The sequence below is a fragment of the Methanoregula sp. UBA64 genome (genome assembly GCF_002502735.1).
Lineage (GTDB): Archaea > Halobacteriota > Methanomicrobia > Methanomicrobiales > Methanospirillaceae > Methanoregula.
The window spans coordinates 83,193-103,377 of sequence record NZ_DAQC01000005.1 but is presented as its reverse complement, the minus strand read 5'-3'; the positions used below and the strand labels follow the sequence as shown (position 1 = coordinate 103,377).

Genomic DNA, 20,185 nt, shown 5'->3' with positions numbered 1-20,185 from the left:
ATGCTCGTTCTTGGGATTCCTGATCCTCAGATATGGATTGGCTATGGGCTTGCCATCGGTTTTACGCTGGCGTGTATCGTGTACGGAATAGTAAACTGGAACAAGGGAGGGGAAACCGGTGGCAGTTGACCCGGTCACGATGACCGCGCTCGTGGTCGTCTACCTTGCCATTACGTTTGTCATTGCCTACTATGCGTACCGGAAGACAAAGAGCCCCGAGGATTATCTCGTGGCGGGAAGGTGCAGCCACCCGGCGGTAATCGCGCTCTCGTACGGGGCGACCTTCATCTCGACCTCTGCTATCATCGGTTTTGGCGGCCAGGCGGCCAACCTCGGGATGGGGCTCATCTGGCTCACCGTCTTAAACATCGGCATCGGCATCCTGCTCGCGTTTGTCTTCTTCGGGAAAAAGACCCGGGAGATCGGCCAGCGCCTCTCTGCCGTGACTTTCCCGGACCTGATGTGCAAGATCTACCGCTCCCCGCTCCTCCAGTATATCAGCGGGTTTATCATCGTGATCTCGATGCCGCTCTATACCGCGGCGATTTTGATCGGGGGGGCCCGGTTCATCGAGCCCACGATCGGTATCAGCTACACCTCGGCCCTCCTGATCTTTGCGCTCATCACGGCCGTGTACGTGATCTTCGGCGGGCTCATTGCCGTGATGTACACCGACGCATTCCAGGGCACGATCATGTTTATCGGGATGACGGTGCTGCTCGTGCTGACATACCTCGTGGTCGGGGGCGTGACCGCGGGAAATGCGGCGCTCACGAACATGGCCGATCTCGTACCCGCGGCCCTCGGGGCGCAGGGAATGACCGGCTGGACCGCGATGCCGGCGCTTGGGTCGCCTATCTGGTACACGCTCGTGACCACGATCGTGCTCGGGGTCGGTATCGGGGTGCTCGCCCAGCCGCAGCTCGTGGTCCGGTTCATGACCGCCAAAGACGACCGCTCGCTCAACCGGGCGGTGCTGATCGGCGGGATCTTTATCCTGATGATGACCGGCGTTGCCTTCACGGTCGGGGCGCTCACGAACGTGTACTTCTACGAGCACTCGGGCCAGATCGCGATCACGGCGGCCGGCGGGAACGTGGACGCGATCATGCCGCTGTTTATCAACGAGGCAATGCCCGATATTTTCGTGGCGATCTTCATGCTCACGCTCCTTGCCGCGGCGATGTCAACGCTCTCCTCGCTCTACCATGCGATGGGCACGGCGCTTATCTGCGATATCTGGGGCCGGGGAAAAGCCTGCGCCCTCTCGCTCAAAAACAACCAGATCGGGATCGTCCTGATGATGGCGGTCTCGACGGCGCTCGCGTTTGCGCTCCCGGTCTCGATTATCGCCCGGGCCACCGCGATGTTCATGGGCCTGTGCGCCGCCGCGTTCCTGCCGGCGTTTGCGGTCGGGATCTATGCGAAAGTCCCGTCAACAAGAGCTGCAATCGCAAGCATGGTCTCGGGAGCTGCGGTCTGGTTCTTGTGGACCGCGTTTGTCCACACGGCAGAGGCAAAGCCGCTCGGGATCTGCCAGGCGCTCTTTGGCGTGCCGTCGCTCCTGCCGCTGCCCTGGTCGGTGATCGACCCGCTCGTGATTGCGCTGCCCGTCTCGCTCGTGGTGATGGTGGTGCTCCAGAAGTATTACGGGAACTGCGGAGTACCTGAGGCTGCGGCACCGGCCGGGTAACCCCCTTTTATAAGAAACCTTTTTTGGTTACGGGGCCGACGCATTAGTATGGAACTCGCGCAAAAGAAGTGCTCGACCTACAAGCCCGGTACGCCGCCGATTACCCGGAAAGACACGGTCGAGCTCATAAAGGAAGTGCCCGGCTGGGCGCTTTTTGACGGCCACCTGAAACGCACGTTCGAGTTTGACGACAGCGAGGCGTCGATTGCGTTTATCAACGACCTGATCGTGATGTCGACCGAGGAAGGACATATCCCGGACCTTGCGCTGCGCGAAGGAAAGTTCGTGGAAGTCGGCCTCTATACCTACCCGGCCGGCGGGCTCACGTTAAACGATTTCATCATGGCGGCAAAGATCAACGCGAAACAGCCGGAGTAAATCCCGGATCTTTTTTTTTGCCGGATGTTTCCGGCACATTCTCTGCCAGGCTATGCAGGTAGCGGTAAGCGGCGATGCCCGGGCCTGCGGTCACCGGTGTGTGGCAAAATTGAACGGGCGTAAGGGTACCGGGCCGGGAAGCCCTCTCTCATCCCGGCACCGGACAGTGCAAATGCGTTTTTTTCGGGAATAAAAAAAGAGGCCCGGGGACCCGCACGAAGGCTGGCATCATGGGGTGAGGGGAAGCGGCGATGCGGGACGCGGGATTTTTCCTCGCGTACCCGATCCGCCGGCGTTTCCGTGCAGGTTTCGTACGGATGTTCCCGGACCTTCTTTTCCCTGATCTTCTGTGGGGGGAGGTCCGTATTTATATTGGGGGGATGGCGGAGGTTAGATCAATGGGACGGGAAATTTTTTAGCCGTGGAACGAGGCCGGGGTTTTTGCAGGACGCTTTTACCGGGGTGCACAACATCCGGATCGTACTGCTGCTTGAAAAACCGTATCTGAAATACGCCCGAATCGGCCTCGGATTCCTATTTTCCGGTTCCGCCCCTGTCCGGGAAACCCCACAAAACTGCCCCGTTTCGGTTCGCGTGGAAAAATACCTCCGATTTGAGCCCGGTTTGCCGAAATCCGCCCGCTTTCGATGCCCGATAACGGGTCACCATGCCCCTGCAGCAGGGGGTATTTTTGCCACATCCAATCACCCTTGCGACCCCTGGATCGGCCAAAAGAACGCGGCTAAATGCATCCGCCCAAAACCGGCACTTCTCCGACGTGAAATGAGAGTCCGTTGAAAAATGAGACAAAACAGGCCGGTATGATGTGGTCCGGGAGATGCCGGGAAACCCTCCTTTCATTCATTCCTTGTTGTGCAGGCTATTGTAAGGGAGCCGGGTCTTGCGTTCAACCACAAACCCCTTGACCCTTCTTTTAAAAAATGATCCGGCAATGAAAACGCGGAACCGTTCCCGGGACAATTACCCGTCGGTCCATTCCTGGAACTACATCACGGTCGAAGGCTACTGCATGCTCAATATGGAATACGGCATGTGCAGCAGCCGGTATAATTACGAGATGAAACCCGACGGTTCCTTTGTGCGCCGGAAAAACGAGCGCTACGATCCGGCCGCAACCCCGGACCCGTTCCCCGACAACTGTACCCGGTCCGTCCGATCCTCCTGCATAGGCTGCCGGCATTTTGCATGGTGCAACCCGGAGCATGAGATGAGACCCGTGCAGAGCGTCAGGCCCCGGACTATCAGGTAATTTCGGATTTTACAAAAAAGAAAAAAATTACTGATACTCCGGCGGCTGCACTTTCTGCGGCAGACCGCCCTTGAAGTGCTGCTGGATCTTGCCGTAGTAGTCCCGGAGATTGTCGTTCATCGTGACAGAACCTTTTTGTTCCCCCGCACCAATCAATCTGTAAATACCTGAAAATTTTACAAAAATTTACAGGTTCTGACAGATACGTGGTAGTTCGGGTGCGGGATGAAAAAACCTCAGAAGCCACCGGATGTTGGCAGGATGTGGTCGGATTATCTTGAAAAGTACAATGATCTGGCCGCCAGAGTAAACCAGAAAAACGAAGAATCCGCGGAAATCCGGAAACTGATCCGGAAATATAACGAGCTTGAGTACATTCACTGGGACGATCTGCGCCGGAAGAAAATCCCGTTCGACCCTATCGCATTCTGGTTTGTCCTACGCACCATCCGCAGCACGAAGTACCGCGAAATCCAGATCGATGACGAGAAATTCCCGTTCTATATTCCGGAAAACTTCCATAAACAACTTCACCTCATCGACAAGGCATCCCCCGCGTCGTTCGACCGGCTCTTCGGGGAGTTCCCCAGCGACGCAAACAAGCAGCAGTACCTCATCAACTCCCTGATGGAGGAGGCCATCGCATCCAGTCAGCTTGAAGGGGCAGCCACGACCCGGCCAGTAGCCAAGAAGATTCTTCGGGAAGGCAGGAAACCGAAGGATACCTCGGAACGGATGATCGTCAACAACTATATGACGATACTCCGGCTCAAAGAGTTGCGGGATAAACCCCTGTCACCTGAGCTCCTCATCGAAATCCATATGGCAATTACCCTGGGAACCCTGGAGAGCGAAAGGGACGAAGTATTGTTCCGTACCTGCAACGATATCGTGGTGGGAAGCAGGGCCGATCCGACAAAGATCTTTCATTATCCGCCGGATTGTGAAAAAATTCCGGCAATGATCGAAGATCTCTGCACATTTGCAAACGAGGATGACGAGTTCATCCATCCTATCGTAAAGGCGATCATCCTTCACTTCCTCATCGGGTATATCCACCCATTCGTTGATGGCAATGGGAGAACCGCAAGAGCGCTTTTTTATTGGTACGCCCTCAAGCACCACTACGATCTGCTGGAGTACATCTCGATCTCGCGCATCTTCGTTCATGCCCCGGCGCAGTATTCCCATGCGTACCAGCTGACGGAGACCGATGGCAACGATATGACCTACTTCATCGATTTCAATATCCATATCATCAGCAGGGCGCTGGAAGACCTCCGGCAGTATCTCATCCGCAAGAAGGAGGAGGAGGCAGAATCGCTCCAGCTGGTCGAACGGATTCCCGATCTCTCGTTCCGCCAGGCTGAGATCCTCCGGGATTTTATCCGTCACCCGTCACGACCGTATACGATCAGTGAGATTGCCGGGAAGTACAAAGTATCGTTACCTACGGCGAGATCCGATCTCATCCTTCTGGAAGGAAAGGGAAAACTGAAAAAATATCTTGACGGTAAGCGGCAGGTATTCACATACCAAAAGGAGACACGGCAATGATTCCCGCTGCCCGCCCGGGAGAGACCTGCGGTCGTTGTCATCACTAACAACGCACACCGGCAACCAGAACCGCAGGAAAAAACCTCAGGCCATCACGCACCGGATGCCCGGGGAATAATTACAAAAAACGGAGATAAAAAATGAAAAAAAATTACTGGTACTCCGGCGGCTGCACTTTCTGCGGCAGGCCGCCCTTGAAGTGCTGCTGGATCTTGCCGTAGTAATCCCGGAGATTGTCGTTCATGGTCGGGTGGACCTTCTTCTGGGCATCGAGGAAATGCTTCTCGCCCACAAATGCCGCTCCCTCGCGAAGGGCGAGCATGCCCGCTTCGCGGCAGAGGGATTCGAGATCGGCCCCGACAAACCCGGCGGTCATATCCGAGAGGACGGTATGGATCTTTTCCCGGGCCGGGTCGGTGAAGGTCAGGTTCTTGTCGTGCAGGATGTCGACGATGCGCCGGCGCCGGGCGCCTTTCGCGATCCCCGCGCCCTTATCCTTTGCCGGCGGAATCGCGGCCCGGATCTCTTCGGCAGAGACTGCTTTGTCCTTCCCGAGCTTTTCGGTGAGCTCGGCAAGCATGTCCTCGGTATAGCCTTCTGTCAGGTCCACGATCTCTTCGAGACTCGAGCCTTCGAGCGGCATGTACTGCGTGTGGATGCCGATGATCTTTTTCCGGTCCGCTGCGGTCGGCTCCCCGATGTACACCAGCCGGTCGAACCGGCCGGCCCGCAGAAGCGCCGGGTCAACGATATCGGGGCGGTTTGTTGCGCCCATCACCACGACATCTTTTAGCTCTTCGAGGCCGTCCATCTCGGTGAGGATCTGGTTGAGCACATTGTCGATCACGTGCGAATCGTTGCTGCTTCCCCGGGCAGGGGCGAGCGCATCGATCTCGTCAAAGAAGATGATCGACGGCGAGACCTGCCGGGCCTTGCGGAAGATCTCGCGGACCGCCCGCTCGCTCTCCCCGACCCACTTCGAGAGGAGCTGCGGGCCCCGGACCGGGATGAAGTTTGCGCCGCTCTCGCTTGCAACAGCCTTTGCAATCAGCGTCTTTCCTGTCCCGGGCGGGCCGTAGAGGAGCACGCCCTTAGGCGGTTCTATCCCCAGGTTCTCGAAGCGCTCCCGCTGGGTCAGCGGGTACTCGACGGCCTCCTTGACCTCGACCTTTGCCGATTCGAGGCCGCCGACCGTTTCCCATTTCACGTGCGAGACCTCGAGCATCACTTCCCGCATCGCGCTCGGGCCAACGTCGCGCTGGGCGCTCCGGAAGTCCGCGGCAAAGACCTTGAGCTTGTCGAGCGTCTCCTGGTCGATCTCGGCCTTGTCCAGGTCGAGCTCGGGCAGGTACCGGCGCAGGGCGCGGATAGCTGCCTCGCGGGCAAGGGCCGCAAGGTCTGCGCCCACGAACCCGTGGGTCTGCTGGGAGAGGATATCGAGGCTCACATCATCGGCAAGCGGCATCCCCCGGGTGTGGATCTTCAAAATCTCGATCCGGTCCGGTTCGCCGGGCACGCCGATCTCGATCTCCCGGTCGAACCGGCCGGGCCGGCGCAGGGCGGCATCGATCGCGTCCACCCGGTTCGTGGCGCCGATCACAACGACCTGTCCCCTCTCTTCGAGGCCGTCCATCATGGTCAACAGCTGGGCTACGACCCGGCGCTCGACTTCTCCTGTCACTTCCTCGCGCCGGGGCGCAATCGAGTCGAGCTCGTCGATAAAGACGATCGAGGGCGCGTTCTCGCGGGCCTCCTCAAAGACCTCCCTGAGGCGCTGTTCGCTCTCGCCGTAATATTTCGAGATAACCTCGGGGCCGGCAATCGAGATGAAGTGCGCACCGCTCTCGCTTGCAACGGCCTTTGCAATCAGCGTCTTTCCTGTCCCGGGCGGGCCGTAGAGGAGTACGCCCTTGGGCGGTTCGATCCCGAGCTTCTGGAAGAGTTCGGGGTGCCGGAGCGGGAGCTCGATCGTCTCGCGGAGCCGCTGGAGCTCGTCCTTTAAGCCGCCGATATCCTCGTACGAGAAGCGTTTCACTCCCTCGAATCCCGCGGCCGGCTTGTCGGAGAACTCGACCGTGGTGTTTTTCGTGATGATCACGGCCTCTTCGGGCTCGATCTCCACCACCTTGAAGGCCACGATCTGCGGCTGGACAAACGGCAGGCCGAGCATGATCGGGATCGAGTCGTTTTTCACCACGGGAAAATCGATCAGGCCGTTGACCACGTGCGGATTGTTCGCGATCGGGATCTTTTTCGGGAGGTCCTCGGGCGGGGCAAGGACTACCCGTTTTGCCTCGACCTCATCGGTGATCGTGGAGACTTTGACCGGCTCGCCGATGGCAACGCCGGCGTTCGTCCGGGTAAAATTATCGATCCGGATCTTGTGCTGGTTCCAGTCCTCGACAAGGGACCGCCAGACCTTTGCAACCGTCCGGCGCTTTCCTTCGATAACCACGAGATCCCCCGGGGAGATCTTTAAATGAAGCATGGTTTCAGGATCGAGCCGCGCCTTGCCCCCGCCCTGATCGCCGGGGTATGCGGAATCGACCCGCAGTTGCACTTCAGCCATTACCTTAAAAGTCATATACGCCGGGATTTATAAGTACTGTAAATGCGCATCCTCATTTTCGACCCGTTCCACGGCGCGGCAGGAGACATGATCACAGGGGCCCTGCTCGCCTGCGGTGCCGATGAAAAAACCGTCGCGGCCGCAATGGGGGCGGCAGTCGCGGACCCGGGGATCGGGACCGTGACCCGGGCCGGGATCCGGGCGGTACAGGTCCACACGAAGGCCACGCCGGCCCACCGCACGCTCGCGGACGTGGAACGCCGGCTCGATGAGGCTGCACCCCGCGTGCCGGCCGGTGCGCTTGCAATGTCCCGCCGGGTCTTTGCCCGGATGAATGCCGCAGAAGAGACCGTGCACGGGGCCCATGTCCACTTCCACGAGGTCGGGGCCGATGACGCCATCGCGGACGTGATCGGGGCCTGCACGGCGCTTGAAACCATGAAGGTGGACGGCGTTGCGATCCTGCCGGTCGCGGTCGGCTCCGGCACGGTGACCAGTGCCCACGGGACCATGCCCGTCCCTGCCCCGGCAACCGCGGAGATCCTCAAAAATTCCGGCCTTGCGGTCCTCGCCGGCACCGGGGACGGCGAGCTCTGCACCCCCACCGGCGCGGCCCTGCTCGCGGAATTTTCCACCATCTCCCCAAAAGACCTCGGGGCGTACACGATCCTCGCCACCGGCTACGGCGCCGGAACGCGGGATCCCAAAGATTCCCCGAACGTGCTCCGGGTCATGCTCGCCGAGACCACAACGGCAGCAGAGGACACGGTCGATATCCTCGAAACGAACGTGGACGATGTGAGCGGGGAAGTGATCGGTGAGGTCTTGAACCGGCTCATTGCCGCCGGCGCACGGGACGCGAGCGCCGCCCCGATCCTCATGAAGAAGGGCCGGCCCGGGTACCTGGTCTCTGTGATCGCCATGCAAAAAGACAGCCCGGCGCTTGCAGAAAAGATGGCGGAAGAACTCGGGACGCTCGGGGTCCGCTGCCTCCCGGCCGTGCACCGGTTCGTGGCCGGCCGGACCACCGGGACCGTTGAGGTCACTATTGCCGGCCACACGAAACATATCCCGGTCAAGTACGGCCTCATCCGCGGAAAGGTCTACACCGCAAAGCCCGAGTTCGATGCCGCAAACGTGTGGGCAAAGGAGCTCGGCATGCCCGTCCGCGAAGTCCTGCGGGCCATCGCCACGGCCATCGGCAAAACCGGCATGGGGCAGCCATGAAGACCGAACGGCTCACGAGCGGGAATGCGGCTCTCGACAAACTCCTCGGCGGGGGCTTTGAGCCCCGGACCCTCACGCAGATCTTCGGCGGCCCGGCCACGGGGAAAAGCACGTTCTGTATGGTTGCGGCCGTCTCCTGCCTTAAGGCCGGGGGCTCCGTGGTCTTCATCGATTCGGAGGGATTCTCCATCGAGCGGTTCCGGCAGGTGGCCGGCGCCGAGGCCGATGCAATCGCCGACCGGCTCTACCTCTTCGAACCCATCGACTTCGAGCAGCAGGGCAGCATGATCACCGAGGCGGACAAGGTCCTAAAACTCCATGCCCCGGCACTTTTCATCCTCGACTCGGCCACCGCGCTCTACCGTACCGATCTCGAAAAGGGCCAGTACGCCATGCAGCAGCTCACCCGGCAGATGCTCCAGCTCCTCGGCTATGCGAAACGCTACGAGCTCTCGGTGCTGGTGACAAACCAGGTGTACATGGACACCACGAGGAACACCTACGCCGGCCTGGGCGGCACTTCGCTCGAACATATCTCAAAAGCCATTATCCGGCTCGACCGGCTCGAAGGAACCCCGTGGAGAAAGGCAACGCTCACAAAGCACCGCTCCCGGCCCGAGGGCCAGAGCTTCGAGTACGGGATCGTGCAGGACGGCATCAGGGAGAAGGCCTGATTTTGTTACTCCCAGTGCCGTGCATATGCTGACATATTAATATCCACGTGTCCTAATATTAGTCCCCAAATGGCACCGGGCCTCGAAATCCCTGCAAAGATCAAGGATGCACTTGCGGCAAACCCGCAGGGCTTGAGCATCACCGACATTGTCCAGAAGACAAAGATCAACCGGAATACCGCAGGGAGGTACCTGGACAAGCTGCTCGTCTCGGGCCAGGTGGAGATGCGCCATTTCGGCATGGCAAAGATCTATGCGCTCGCCCACCGGGTCCCGGTCTCCGCGGTGCTCTCCATCTCCTCCGAATATATCATGCAGCTCTCGGGCAGCCTGCGGATCGTTTTTGCGAACGAGGCGTTCGCCCAGCTCCTCGGTACCCCGGCCGCCGAACTCACGGGAAAAAACATCGAGTACACGCCGTTTGTCATGGTCTTCGACGATACGTTTGACCGGTTCATCGGTCACGTAAAGGACGGACTCGAAGGCACGGAATGGAGCGGCGAGTTCGCCCCGGCGCACCTCAACCGGATCTTTTCGGGCCGTATCGCCCCGACCGCCCTTGACAACGGCCAGAAAGGCGTCTCGGTGATCCTCGAAGACATCACGGAAAAAAAGCAGGCGGACGAGCGCCTCCTCGAGAGCGAGCAGCGGTACCGGATCCTCGCGGAGAACTCAAACGATCTTATCTTCATGATCGGGAGCGACGATCGGGTCGAGTACGTCAACACGTTTGCAGCCGGGACCCTCAATAAAAAGCCGGAAGAACTGATCGGCCGCGTACGCGGCGAGCTCTTCCCGGAGCCGGTCGCTTCCCGGCAAAAGGAGATGCTGGACCGGGTCTTTCTGACCGGCACGCCGTCATCGGACGAGAGCCCGCTGCCCCTGCACGGGGAGCTCCGGTGGTACGACCACTGCCTCATGCCGGTCTTTGACCGCGAAGGCGGGGTCCGGTCGGTCTTTGGCGTCTCGCGTGACATCACCAAAAGCAGGCAGGCGCATGAGGCCCTGATGATCAGCGAGGAGAAATTCCGGCGGATCTTCGAGGACGGGCCGCTCGGGATGTCGATTATCGGGCCGGATACGCGCTTTACCCTGGTTAACCGGCGGCTCTGCGACATGCTGGGCTATACAAAAGAGGAGTTGCTCGGACGATCGTTTACCGACGTGACCCATCCGTCCTGGGTCAGCACCAACCGGGAAAATATCGACCGGATCTATGCCGGGAAAATTCCCTTTGTCCACGAGGAAAAACAGTACCTGCGAAAAGACCGGGCGCCGCTCTGGGTCTCCGTCACGGTCACCCCGTTACGGGACAGCCGCGGACAGGTCATCTCCACGATCTCGATCGTGGAGGATATCGGGGAGCGCAAAAAGGCCGAGGCACAGCTCGTGGAGAGCGAGCGCCGGTTCCGCGACTTTGCCGATCTCCTCCCACAATCGGTCTGGGAATGCGACAGCGCCGGGAACCTCACCTTCGTCAACCAGAGCAGTTTTGGCATGTACCGGTACGCGCCGGCCGATATGGAAAAGGGCCTGTCGATCTGGCAGATGATGAGCCCCGCCGACCGCCCGTGGCTCCTCGCCCTCGTGAAGGATGCCGTAACAAAACCCCGGGAGCAGTTCCCGTCCATGGTGGAGTACACGGCGCTGCGGGGAGACGGGAGCACCTTCCCGATCCGGATCTACCTCTCCCCGGTCGTCCGCGGGGACCGGATTGAGGGGATGCGGGGGATCGGGATCGATCTGACAAAGGAGCGGCAGGCAGAAGAGGCGCTCCGGGAGACGGGCGCAAAGTTCCAGGCGATCTTCGACTCCACGTTCCAGTTCACCGCGCTGCTGGCGCCGGACGGGACGGTCCTTGAAGTGAACCGGACTGCCTTAGCGTTCATCGGGAAAAAACGGGAGGAGTGTACCGGCCGCCCGTTCTGGGAGACCGGGTGGTGGCAGGACGACCACGGGCGGATTCGGCGGCTCCGGGACGCCATGGGGCGGGCAGCGGCCGGCTCGTTTGTCCGGTACGAGGAGACCCTGAAAGGAGCCGGCTGGGACGACCTGATCGTGGACTTCTCCCTCACACCGGTCCGGGGGCCGGACGGGGACGTAAGGCTCATTATCGCCGAGGCGCGGGACATTACCGGCCGGCGGCGCACCGAGGATCTGCTCAAAGAGAGTGAGGAGAAATTCCGGCGGGTCTTCGAGGACGGGCCGCTCGGGATGGCCATCGTGAGCCCGGAGCACCGGTTCGTATCGGTGAACCGCCGGTGCCAGGAGATCTTCGGCTACACGGAAGAGGAGCTGCTCAAGAAAACCATCGATGACGTAACCCTCCCGGAGCAGCAGGGCGACGATGCTGTTGAGATGCAGAAGATCTACGAAGGAAAATCCACGCAGTACCGCACGAAAAAGCGCTATATTAAAAAGGACGGTTCGGTGATCCTGGCTTCGCTTACCGTCAGCCCGCTCAGGGACGGGACAGGGAAGATCACCTCCACCCTCGGGCTTGTCGAAGAGATCCCGGGACAAGAGATGTCCGGGACAGGCCAGGAGAACTGACCGGGCCCTGCATCACTTTCACCCCCTCTGCCCCCCGTTTAATACCCTGCCGGGTCCTGACCGGATCCTATGCCCGGCGCTCCCGAAAAACTGGCCCTCCTTTCAGCGCAGAGCCGGCACGATATCTGTATGCCCGGCGAGTGCCTGCAGGTGCTCGATTCCCGGGCCTGTATTACGTACAACCCGCGGGCGTACGGGTGCAGCCGGATGCTCAAGGTCCTGCTCCACGGGAACTGCTCGTACGACTGCGCCTACTGCTCGGTCCGGACCTGCCGCGAGCGGGTAGGTTTTGCCCCGCGGGAACTTGCCGGGATCTTCCTTGACCTGTACCGGGCCGACACGGTAAACGGCCTCTTTCTCTCCTCCGGCATCCCGGAGGATGCCGAAGGGACGATGGCGGATATGGTCGGGACGGCCCGGATCCTCCGGGCGGAAGGGTACGACGGCTACCTCCACCTCAAGATCCTGCCCGGGGCCGGGCGGTCCGATATTGCCGAAGCTGCCCGGTACGCAAACCGGATCAGCCTGAACGCGGAATCGACAGGGGCCAGCCGGCTCCGAGCGATCTCGGGGATCAAGGACTATCACGAGGACATTAAAAAACGCCTGGACTGGATCGCCGCCGAGGCTCCCGGCCGGCACACGACCCAGCTTGTGGTCGGGGCTGCGGGCGAGACCGATGCAGAGATCTTCTCCTGCATGACGGATCTCTACGATACCGTGCAGCCGGCCCGGGTCTACTATTCCGCGTTCCAGCCCCTGCCCGGCACCCGGTTTGCAGAAAAGGCCGGCACGCCGCCGTGGCGGGCGCACCGCTGGTACCAGGTAGATACGCTCTTTCGGGAATACGGGTACACGAAAAAAGAACTCGCCCCGCTCGTGGAAGAGGGGATGCTCGCGAATGCCGACCCCAAAGCCCTCCTTGCACGGGACCTCGGCCCGGTCGACCCGGCTTCTGCCCCGTACGAAGAGCTCATCCGGGTGCCGGGCATCGGCCCGGTCACCGCCCGGGCGATCGTCGAAGTACGGGAACGCCATCCGATCCGGCAGCCGCAGGATCTCGGCATCCCCCCGGCGTACCTGAGGCGGGCCATGCCCTACCTTGCGTTTGCACACGGGACGATCCGGCAGGCAACGCTTGCCGGGTTTTCGTGAAAAAGGCCGGCAGCGTTGCGGGACTTTTCAAAAAAGTTTACCGGCCTTATCCGGAAAAAATTTGTTGGGATTTTTAGTCTTTTGCAAAATAGTTGTTGACGCTGCCGCATATTTCCAAAAACATCCGGCCTCCTTCGCGCTATCCCTGCCCCCGAGGGGACTCACGGCGCGAGCGATACACTCTGACGTACCTGTACGGGGAGCTGCCAAGAATACAGGTAATACAGAGCTATCGCTAAGCGGGGGATGCCATAGCGGCGGGGGCGACAGCCCCCAGGAGCGTCTCCCACTACCAGGATCCCCCTCTCAAAACAATTTCTCCGACGTGGATCCGGAAAACGGCCCACAGAGGCCACCGGACGGCCGATCTCAGGCTCAGATGACCATTCCATCGATCCCAAAAACCCGGCCACAGGAAGCCCGCTAAATTGCACGGTCTAATCCTGATTAAAACGGTTATTTTTTGAAAATATGCGATTAAATCAGTAATTTCTATGGGCATGGACACAATTTCCACTGGAACCCGGTTTTAAGGTACCACCCTTTTCCGGCTCTCCGTCGGAGAGCCGACACCTCATGACATACCGTCGCTTTGGTACGGGAGAGCTCCCGGAAAAGGTGCCACAGGTAAATCGGGTAAAAAGATCAAAACGGGATGGAACCGGAGAACACCGTTGCCGCCGGCCCTTCCATCTTTGCCCCGTCCGGGCCAAAAGAGATCGTCAGGGGCCCGCCCTTGGTATCGACTTTGACCGGGCCCTTCATGTACCCGAGGTGGTGCACGATAGCCGCGGATGCCGTTGCCCCGGTACCGCAGGAGAGCGTCTCGTCTTCGACCCCGCGCTCGAACGTGCGGATCCGGATCGAGTCGTCACCGGTCTTCTGCACGAAGTTCACGTTTGCCCCGTGCAGGAACGTCCTGTGATGCCGGATCGGCGGCGCTGCCACGGCTATGTCGACGCCGTCCACAACATCGACAAGGACCACCGCGTGCGGTACGCCGGTGTTTGCTGCAAAGACCGTAAATTCCCCGATCTTCTCGCAGTACTCGCCGTTGCCGGTCGCCGGGATCTCGTTTCGGATAAACTTCGGCTCGCCCATCCCGATCGTTGCAAAAAATTCCTCCTTTGCGTACCGCAGGGTGACCGGGAGTACCCCGGTCTCTGTCTGGACCGTACAGGTTTCCCTGACGTACCCCGCATCGTACGCGTACTTTGCAAGGCAGCGGATCCCGTTCCCGCACATCTCGGCCTCGCTCTCGTCGGGCTGGAAGATCCGCATCCGGATATCGGCGGTCTTTGTCGGCTTTGAAAGGAAGAGAATGCCGTCCGCGCCAATCCCGAAGCGGCGGTCGCAGTACAGGGCCGCAAACTGCCCTTTCATCTCGTCGGGAATGACCGTTCCGTTATATTCATCGATCAGCACGAAATCGTTGCCGTTCCCGTGCAGTTTGGTAAAAGGTATTTCCATGGATAGTTCCTCCGGCCGCGGTAACATGCCGGCCCGGATTCTCCCGTACTCATCTGATATTCGTATTCAATAAACGCATCGGCACGGTACAAAAGGCGGGGTTATTCGTTGTTGAGCCCGCCGGTCATGAGCGGATCGCCAAACTCCCCGATCTCCCAGCCCAGGTAATCCCGGATGATCACGTACGCCATCTGCGGCGGGATCGCACCCTTCTCGGTCACGATCAGGTCGATATACTCCGCCGGCGTCACATCGAATGCCGGGTTCCGGACCGTGACATTTGGGAGGGTTTTTGCGATCTCGTCCGGCAGGACTTCGCTGCCCGCCCGCTCCTCGATTTTGATGAGCTCGCCAAGGATCGTGCGGGGCGCAAACTTGTAGGTCTCGGCCGCGACCATCACGTTCACCCGTGCTTCCACAGCCGCATGGGCCACCTGCGAGGTTCCGATCTTGTTGACCACCGCACCGTTCACGGTCACTGCATCAGCCCCGACCACCACGAGATCGACATCGTGGATGAACGACCGGACCGCCGAGTCCACGATGAAGTTTGTCTTGATCCCGGCGTCGTTTAAGGTTTTTATCGTGATGAGCCCCTGGTTCCGCGGCCGGACTTCAGTGGCAAAGACCTCGATCTCCTTTCCTTCCTTATGCGCCGCAATGATGCAGCCAAGGGCGACCTCGGAATTGCAGTGCGTCAGGATCGTATCGCCGTCACGGATATGGCGGGAACCAAACCCGGCGATCCGTTCCACCGCATGCTGCGAGGACCGGATAAACTCGTCGGCCCGGGTCACAAGGCCGGCCTTTGCCTCGTCCACGGTCAGGTGCTTTTCGATCCCGGCCATCACCATGTGGACGGCATTCGGGAGCGAGACCGCGGTCGGGCGGGTGGAAAGGAGCGTTGCCGCCGCCATGTCCATCTCCTGCCGGAACGCTTCGGTGGTTACTGCCCGGGATGCAAGGGCACCGTCCCGCAGGGCTTCTGCTGCCGCCCGGGCGATCCGGCCCGCTCCCCGGATTTCCATGCGCTTTATCTTGTCTGCCGTTTCAGATACGATCATGAGTGAACGCCGCCTCTACTTATCCAGTACCGCGGGGATGCTACATAGACCTTCTTCCCGGGGATAATTCATGACAGTCGCTGTGGTCTTTGACAGTGCCGGTACGCTCCTTTCCACCTACCGGGTAGCAAAGGATGTTGCACGCCAGGTACTTATGCCGGGAGTCGAGACGACCACGCTCACGTTTGCAAGCCCCGACCGGGTGCTCATCGTGCTCCCTGTCCACTCAAAGCACCTGATATCCACAGAAAAAGACGAACTTCTCTCGGAGTACCTCACAAAAAACGAGATCGGTTTTGGGATCAGCTGCACGCGGAAGATCACCACCGCCGACGAGATCAGCCGGATGCTCTATTCGGACCGGGTCACGAAAGTCGGCGATCTCCAGGAATGCATCCGGGACGTCTGGCGGATCTGCAAGGACGAGTCCACGCTCACGCTCAACTCCGGTGCCATCCTCAACATGGCAAGCCGGTCGATCGAGTTTGCCATCACTGCCGGGGGCTGGCCTTTTGACGGCGCAAAGGAGACGATTACCGCCCTTCATACCATGGGTGTGCCCACGTTCATCGCCTCCGGAGACCGCTCGACAAAACTGGAGATCATGGCCGACCACCTCGGCATCCCGCGGGACCGGGTGTACGGGGTCGCGACACCGACCGTCAAGGCCCAGATCGTCACCGACCTCAAAGACGAATACGACCATGTCGTGATGGTCGGCGACGGGATCAACGATATCTGTGCGTTTAAGGCAGCAGACACCGCGATCCTCACCGTCCAGCAGGCCGGCGAACGCCCCGAAAAACTCTTCCGTGCGGCGGATTTCGTGGTCAAGGAAGTCGGGGAAGTTTTGCCGATTGTCCGGAACCTTGTACAGCGGCCCGCTACTTCCCGATCGTGACGATGACCGGCAGCATATAAAAAGTAATATGCCACCTGTTCTACATTAGATACAAGGGAATTATGAAGGCTCCACTGATCACGGTCGAGAACATCTGCATGGATTTCGACGGCACACATGCCCTAAGAAACATATCCTTTGAGATCCACGAAGGCGAGATCCTCGGGATCATCGGACGGAGCGGGGCCGGGAAGACAGTCCTCATGCACCTGATGCGGGGCGTGGAACAGCCCCCGACCAGCGGGAAGATCGTCTACCATGTATCGGCCTGTCCTTCATGCGACTACATGGATGTTGCAAGTTCCGCCGGGAAACCCTGCCCGCACTGCGGTGCAAAACTCGAACCCATCGATGTGGACCTCTGGAACGAAAAAGACGAGGCGCTCAAGCGCCGGGTGATGCGCCGGACCGCGATCATGTTCCAGCGGACGTTCGCCCTGTACGGCGACGACCGGGTCATCGAGAACGTCCTGCACTCGCTCGACGATATCAACTACCCGCAGGACAAGGCGATCAACCGGGCAGCCGACCTCATCGACCAGGTCCGGCTCTCCCACCGGATGATGCATATCGCCCGCGATCTTTCGGGCGGGGAAAAACAGCGGGTGGTTCTCGCCCGGCAGCTCGCAAAGGAGCCTTTTTTACTCTTTGCCGACGAGCCGACCGGGACACTCGACCCGGGTACCGCAAAGATCGTCCACTCGATGCTCAAGGATGCGGCAGCGGCAAACAATATGGGCATGGTCGTAACCTCCCACTTCTCGCAGGTGATCGAAGACGTGGCAAGCCGAGCCCTCCTCCTCGTGGACGGTTCGATCGCAAAGATCGGGACGCCAAACGATGTCATCGGCGAGTTCATGAAAGGCTGCGACGACACCGAGACCTTCGAACATACCGAGACGGGCGAGAAGATCGTTGCCGCCCGCGATCTCACCAAGCGCTATATCTCGGTCGACCGCGGGGTCGTGCGTGCGGTTAACGGCGTGACCTTCGATGTCTACACCAAGGAGATCTTCGGGATCATAGGGAAAAGCGGCGCCGGCAAGACCACGCTCTCGCGGATCATCGCCGGCCTGATCGAGCCGACAAGCGGCGAGATCAATGTCAGGATCGGCGACGAATGGATCGATATGACCAAACCCGGGATCGATCAGCGGGGCCGGGCAAAGGAGTACATCGGCCTGCTGCACCAGGAGTACGACCTCTATCCCCACCGGACCGTGCTCGACAACTTAACCGATGCGATCGGGTTAGAGTTCCCCAAGGAGCTCGCAATGAGAAAAGCGATCATTACCTTAAAGATGGCGGGGTTCTCGGAGGAAAAGAGTAAGGATATTCTCGACCGGATGCCGGGGCAGCTCTCGGAGGGTGAGCGGCACCGGGTCGCGCTCGCACAGGTCCTGATCCGGGAACCCAAGATCGTGATCCTCGACGAGCCGACCGGGACCATGGACCCGATCACGAAGATCGACGTGAAGCACTCGATCATGCACTCCCGGGACGATATCGACGAGACGTTCATCGTGGTCTCGCACGACATGGAGTTCGTCCGCGACATCTGCGACCGGATCGCGCTCATGCGGGGCGGCAAGATCGTCGAGATGGGAAAGACCGCCGATGTGCTTGCACACCTGACCGATGACGAGCGCAAGGTCATGAGCCAGGCCCCGCAGGCATAAAAAGGGTTTTTATGATCCGCGTTCACCTCGACGGGGAACTTCGCGAAGTTGAAGAGGGGAGCACGCTTGGCGATCTCACGGGAGGATTTCCCGCCGGTTGCAGCGTTGCCGTGATCCGGCCGGCCACAAAAGAGCAGGAGAAGACCGGGAGCATCGCGGTCACGACCACTGCGGGCGAGATCACGCTCGAACTCACCGGGGCCGGCGAGGACATCTTCGATCGCGCCGGGATCGCAGACAGCCTGGTTCTCCACTGGGAGGACCGGTACGCGGCCGCGTTCGGGCCGTTTGCCTCCGGGATTGGGCCGGACAGGAAACCGCACCTCTACGAGCGGGGCGACGTGATCCTCGGCTGCGGGGGATACGACCCGAAGCGTTCGTACCTCATCTTTGCAAAGAGCCGCCACCTTGCCGACCACGGCGCCGACACAACCGGTGGCGTTGTTGCCCGGGTGGTGAGCGGCCGGGGCGTGCTCGACCGCTGGGCAACCGGCGACCGGGTGACAAAGATCGAGCAGGTCATTTCCTGGGCAGACACGAGCCGCTCGTTTACCACGACCGATCCCTCGCTCGTGCTCGAAGACGGGATGCTCGTGGTGACCCGGGTCAGGATCGTAGCGCAGGGATACACAGAAAAAGAGGTGGCGACCGGGGCAGCAGAAAGCGTCGAACACCTGCTCATCGCCCTCGAAGGGGGCCGGTTTAACGTCGGTCGGGCAACGAGCACCCATATTCTCGACCAGAAACTGCTCGGGACAGAAGTCCCGTCCCAGTACGTGCACCCGCGGCGGGAGGGCTCTGTTACCGTACGCACGGGAGGCCCCTCGGTCGGCGGGATCTATATCTACCGGGCAGATGTCCCGAGCGGCCCGGCACACAGCGTGGTCGGGCAGGTTGTCCACGGGATCGAACTGGTAAAACTCGCAAAAGAGGGCGACCTGCTCTGTACCGCGGTTGTCCCGGCCCGGATCGATCTCCTCGGAATGCCGGTTCCCGAGGCAAAGAAGGTGGCAGAAGAGCGGGGAATTACCCTTGCCATCGACACCGACAGCCCCGACCGGATCGTGGTCTCCCAGGAACCGGGAACCACGCTCGATGTCCTTGCCGGCCGGACTGCGACGATTAAGACCGCACCGGTCGCAAACGTGATCGATATCGTGCTCGACGATGCGCATGCTCCCCAGAGCTGCGAGGTCTTCCGGCGCATCACCGGCCTTGCCGAACACGACGCCGGCATGATGCCGGCCTTCTTTGTCTTCGACGATGTCTTCCTCTTTAAGCCCAGGGTCCCGACCACGGTAAAGATCTATCCCGAGAACTGTCCCGTGGAGGAAGCACCGGCAGCGGCGCTTGCGATCACCAACGATTCCCGGAAAGGCGCCGGTCTCGTGGGCGTCCGGCTCACGGCGAGCCGCGAGTTCGGGCCGACCTCGGAGCCGTTCGAAGGCACAAATATTATCGGGCACGTGATCGATACGGAGAAACTCAAAAAAGTAAAGGAGCGGCAGACGGTGTACATCCGCGAGGTGAAGAGATGACCGAATACACCCCGGCAAATGTCGGGACCGTGACCCGGTACGTGGTGGTGGAGTCCTACAATGTTACCCCGTCGGATGTCGCCATCCGGGCGTACGAGGTAGCAAAAGGCGTGATGGTAAAGGAGAACTGTTTTGGCCTTGTCATCATGGGAAAGGAGGAGGAGGTTGACCGTATCATCGCCGAAGTCCGCAAGATGGACCCGGCCCATATCTTTGTCAAGGACCGGGGCTTCCCGCCCGGCGATGCCCGGAGGTGCCGGGCAACACTTGGCGGCGCACGGCCCGGCTTCCACGGGATCGAGTTCGAGATGGGGATCCTCCCCTACATCTCGCACGGCCTTGAAAAGACAGAAAACCTCGACCTCTCCGCGGTACCCGCGCCACAGCCGCCCGCCCCGGACCGCCGTCTCGATGTCTACACCTTAAAGAAAATGATCGATGCACAGGAGCCCTGACC

Annotated in this window: 16 protein-coding genes; 13 read left to right on the top strand and 3 right to left on the bottom strand. The window is 60.2% G+C overall.

Going from position 1 to position 20,185, the window contains the following annotated elements:
• From BP758_RS12320 to BP758_RS08115, 5 genes are all read left to right on the top strand, one after another.
• Complete coding sequence (locus tag BP758_RS12320; RefSeq protein ID WP_349680504.1) at positions 1-129, top strand: symporter small accessory protein; 129 nt, start codon at positions 1-3, stop codon at positions 127-129.
• A complete protein-coding gene (locus tag BP758_RS08130) occupies positions 119-1,693 on the top strand; it encodes a sodium:solute symporter family protein (protein WP_292370374.1) in 1,575 nt (524 codons plus the stop codon). The genes BP758_RS12320 and BP758_RS08130 overlap by 11 nt, the downstream gene beginning before the upstream one ends.
• Positions 1,694-1,741: 48 nt before the next feature.
• Entirely contained in the window at positions 1,742-2,071 is a 330-nt protein-coding gene (locus tag BP758_RS08125) for a 4a-hydroxytetrahydrobiopterin dehydratase (protein ID WP_292370373.1), read from the top strand.
• 952 nt (positions 2,072-3,023) lie between these two features.
• Positions 3,024-3,341: a hypothetical protein gene (locus BP758_RS08120; RefSeq protein ID WP_292370372.1), complete on the top strand. Its 318-nt coding sequence runs from the start codon at positions 3,024-3,026 to the stop codon at positions 3,339-3,341.
• A gap of 225 nt (positions 3,342-3,566) precedes the next feature.
• On the top strand, positions 3,567-4,898 hold the full coding sequence (locus BP758_RS08115; RefSeq protein WP_292370371.1) for a Fic family protein: 1,332 nt from the start codon (positions 3,567-3,569) through the stop codon (positions 4,896-4,898).
• 151 nt (positions 4,899-5,049) lie between these two features.
• Here BP758_RS08115 and BP758_RS08110 read toward each other — a convergent pair whose 3' ends face one another.
• The gene (locus BP758_RS08110) at positions 5,050-7,467 is read right to left on the bottom strand and encodes a CDC48 family AAA ATPase (RefSeq protein ID WP_292370370.1); all 2,418 of its coding nucleotides are present in this window, start codon (positions 7,465-7,467) and stop codon (positions 5,050-5,052) included.
• A gap of 42 nt (positions 7,468-7,509) precedes the next feature.
• On the opposite strand from BP758_RS08110, the gene larC reads away from it, so the two are divergent.
• The 4 genes from larC to BP758_RS08090 all read left to right on the top strand — a co-directional run bounded on the left by larC (position 7,510) and on the right by BP758_RS08090 (position 13,076).
• Positions 7,510-8,694 carry a nickel pincer cofactor biosynthesis protein LarC gene (larC, locus tag BP758_RS08105; RefSeq protein WP_292370369.1) on the top strand — a complete coding sequence of 395 codons (1,185 nt, stop codon included), beginning with the start codon at positions 7,510-7,512 and terminating at the stop codon, positions 8,692-8,694.
• Positions 8,691-9,368, top strand: coding sequence for a DNA repair and recombination protein RadB (gene radB, locus BP758_RS08100; RefSeq protein ID WP_292370368.1), 678 nt, complete (start codon positions 8,691-8,693; stop codon positions 9,366-9,368). Before larC ends, radB begins: the two co-directional genes overlap by 4 nt.
• A gap of 69 nt (positions 9,369-9,437) precedes the next feature.
• The gene (locus tag BP758_RS08095; protein ID WP_292370367.1) at positions 9,438-11,921 is read left to right on the top strand and encodes a PAS domain S-box protein; all 2,484 of its coding nucleotides are present in this window, start codon (positions 9,438-9,440) and stop codon (positions 11,919-11,921) included.
• A gap of 69 nt (positions 11,922-11,990) precedes the next feature.
• Positions 11,991-13,076, top strand: coding sequence for a radical SAM protein (locus tag BP758_RS08090; RefSeq protein WP_292370366.1), 1,086 nt, complete (start codon positions 11,991-11,993; stop codon positions 13,074-13,076).
• 645 nt (positions 13,077-13,721) lie between these two features.
• On the opposite strand, the gene dapF is transcribed toward BP758_RS08090, so the two are convergent.
• Together dapF and BP758_RS08080 are read right to left on the bottom strand one after the other, a co-directional pair.
• Positions 13,722-14,546 carry a diaminopimelate epimerase gene (gene dapF, locus BP758_RS08085; protein ID WP_292370365.1) on the bottom strand — a complete coding sequence of 275 codons (825 nt, stop codon included), beginning with the start codon at positions 14,544-14,546 and terminating at the stop codon, positions 13,722-13,724.
• Between the two features lie 101 nt (positions 14,547-14,647).
• The gene (locus BP758_RS08080; protein ID WP_292370364.1) at positions 14,648-15,610 is read right to left on the bottom strand and encodes a ribose 1,5-bisphosphate isomerase; all 963 of its coding nucleotides are present in this window, start codon (positions 15,608-15,610) and stop codon (positions 14,648-14,650) included.
• Positions 15,611-15,680: 70 nt separating this feature from the next.
• Between BP758_RS08080 and BP758_RS08075 the strand changes: the two genes are divergently transcribed.
• The 4 genes from BP758_RS08075 to BP758_RS08060 all read left to right on the top strand — a co-directional run bounded on the left by BP758_RS08075 (position 15,681) and on the right by BP758_RS08060 (position 20,183).
• On the top strand, positions 15,681-16,511 hold the full coding sequence (locus BP758_RS08075) for an HAD family hydrolase (RefSeq protein WP_292370363.1): 831 nt from the start codon (positions 15,681-15,683) through the stop codon (positions 16,509-16,511).
• Between the two features lie 62 nt (positions 16,512-16,573).
• The gene (atwA, locus tag BP758_RS08070; protein ID WP_292370362.1) at positions 16,574-18,190 is read left to right on the top strand and encodes a methyl coenzyme M reductase system, component A2; all 1,617 of its coding nucleotides are present in this window, start codon (positions 16,574-16,576) and stop codon (positions 18,188-18,190) included.
• 11 nt (positions 18,191-18,201) lie between these two features.
• Positions 18,202-19,728, top strand: coding sequence for a methyl-coenzyme M reductase-associated protein Mmp3 (gene mmp3, locus BP758_RS08065; protein ID WP_292370361.1), 1,527 nt, complete (start codon positions 18,202-18,204; stop codon positions 19,726-19,728).
• Positions 19,725-20,183, top strand: a complete 459-nt coding sequence (locus tag BP758_RS08060; protein ID WP_292370360.1) for a methanogenesis marker 6 protein — start codon at positions 19,725-19,727, stop codon at positions 20,181-20,183. The genes mmp3 and BP758_RS08060 overlap by 4 nt, the downstream gene beginning before the upstream one ends.
• Positions 20,184-20,185: the final 2 nt, after the last annotated feature.

Bases quoted from the DNA above. Each gene is read 5' to 3' on its own strand.
- BP758_RS12320 (WP_349680504.1), top strand. From the start codon at position 1: ATGCTCGTTCTTGGGATTCCTGATCCTCAGATATGGATTGGCTATGGG.
- BP758_RS08125 (WP_292370373.1), top strand. From the start codon at position 1,742: ATGGAACTCGCGCAAAAGAAGTGCTCGACCTACAAGCCCGGTACGCCG.
- BP758_RS08120 (WP_292370372.1), top strand. From the start codon at position 3,024: ATGAAAACGCGGAACCGTTCCCGGGACAATTACCCGTCGGTCCATTCC.
- BP758_RS08115 (WP_292370371.1), top strand. From the start codon at position 3,567: ATGAAAAAACCTCAGAAGCCACCGGATGTTGGCAGGATGTGGTCGGAT.
- BP758_RS08110 (WP_292370370.1), bottom strand. From the start codon at position 7,467: ATGGCTGAAGTGCAACTGCGGGTCGATTCCGCATACCCCGGCGATCAG.
- larC (WP_292370369.1), top strand. From the start codon at position 7,510: ATGCGCATCCTCATTTTCGACCCGTTCCACGGCGCGGCAGGAGACATG.
- radB (WP_292370368.1), top strand. From the start codon at position 8,691: ATGAAGACCGAACGGCTCACGAGCGGGAATGCGGCTCTCGACAAACTC.
- BP758_RS08095 (WP_292370367.1), top strand. From the start codon at position 9,438: ATGGCACCGGGCCTCGAAATCCCTGCAAAGATCAAGGATGCACTTGCG.
- BP758_RS08090 (WP_292370366.1), top strand. From the start codon at position 11,991: ATGCCCGGCGCTCCCGAAAAACTGGCCCTCCTTTCAGCGCAGAGCCGG.
- dapF (WP_292370365.1), bottom strand. From the start codon at position 14,546: ATGGAAATACCTTTTACCAAACTGCACGGGAACGGCAACGATTTCGTG.
- BP758_RS08080 (WP_292370364.1), bottom strand. From the start codon at position 15,610: ATGATCGTATCTGAAACGGCAGACAAGATAAAGCGCATGGAAATCCGG.
- BP758_RS08075 (WP_292370363.1), top strand. From the start codon at position 15,681: ATGACAGTCGCTGTGGTCTTTGACAGTGCCGGTACGCTCCTTTCCACC.
- atwA (WP_292370362.1), top strand. From the start codon at position 16,574: ATGAAGGCTCCACTGATCACGGTCGAGAACATCTGCATGGATTTCGAC.
- mmp3 (WP_292370361.1), top strand. From the start codon at position 18,202: ATGATCCGCGTTCACCTCGACGGGGAACTTCGCGAAGTTGAAGAGGGG.
- BP758_RS08060 (WP_292370360.1), top strand. From the start codon at position 19,725: ATGACCGAATACACCCCGGCAAATGTCGGGACCGTGACCCGGTACGTG.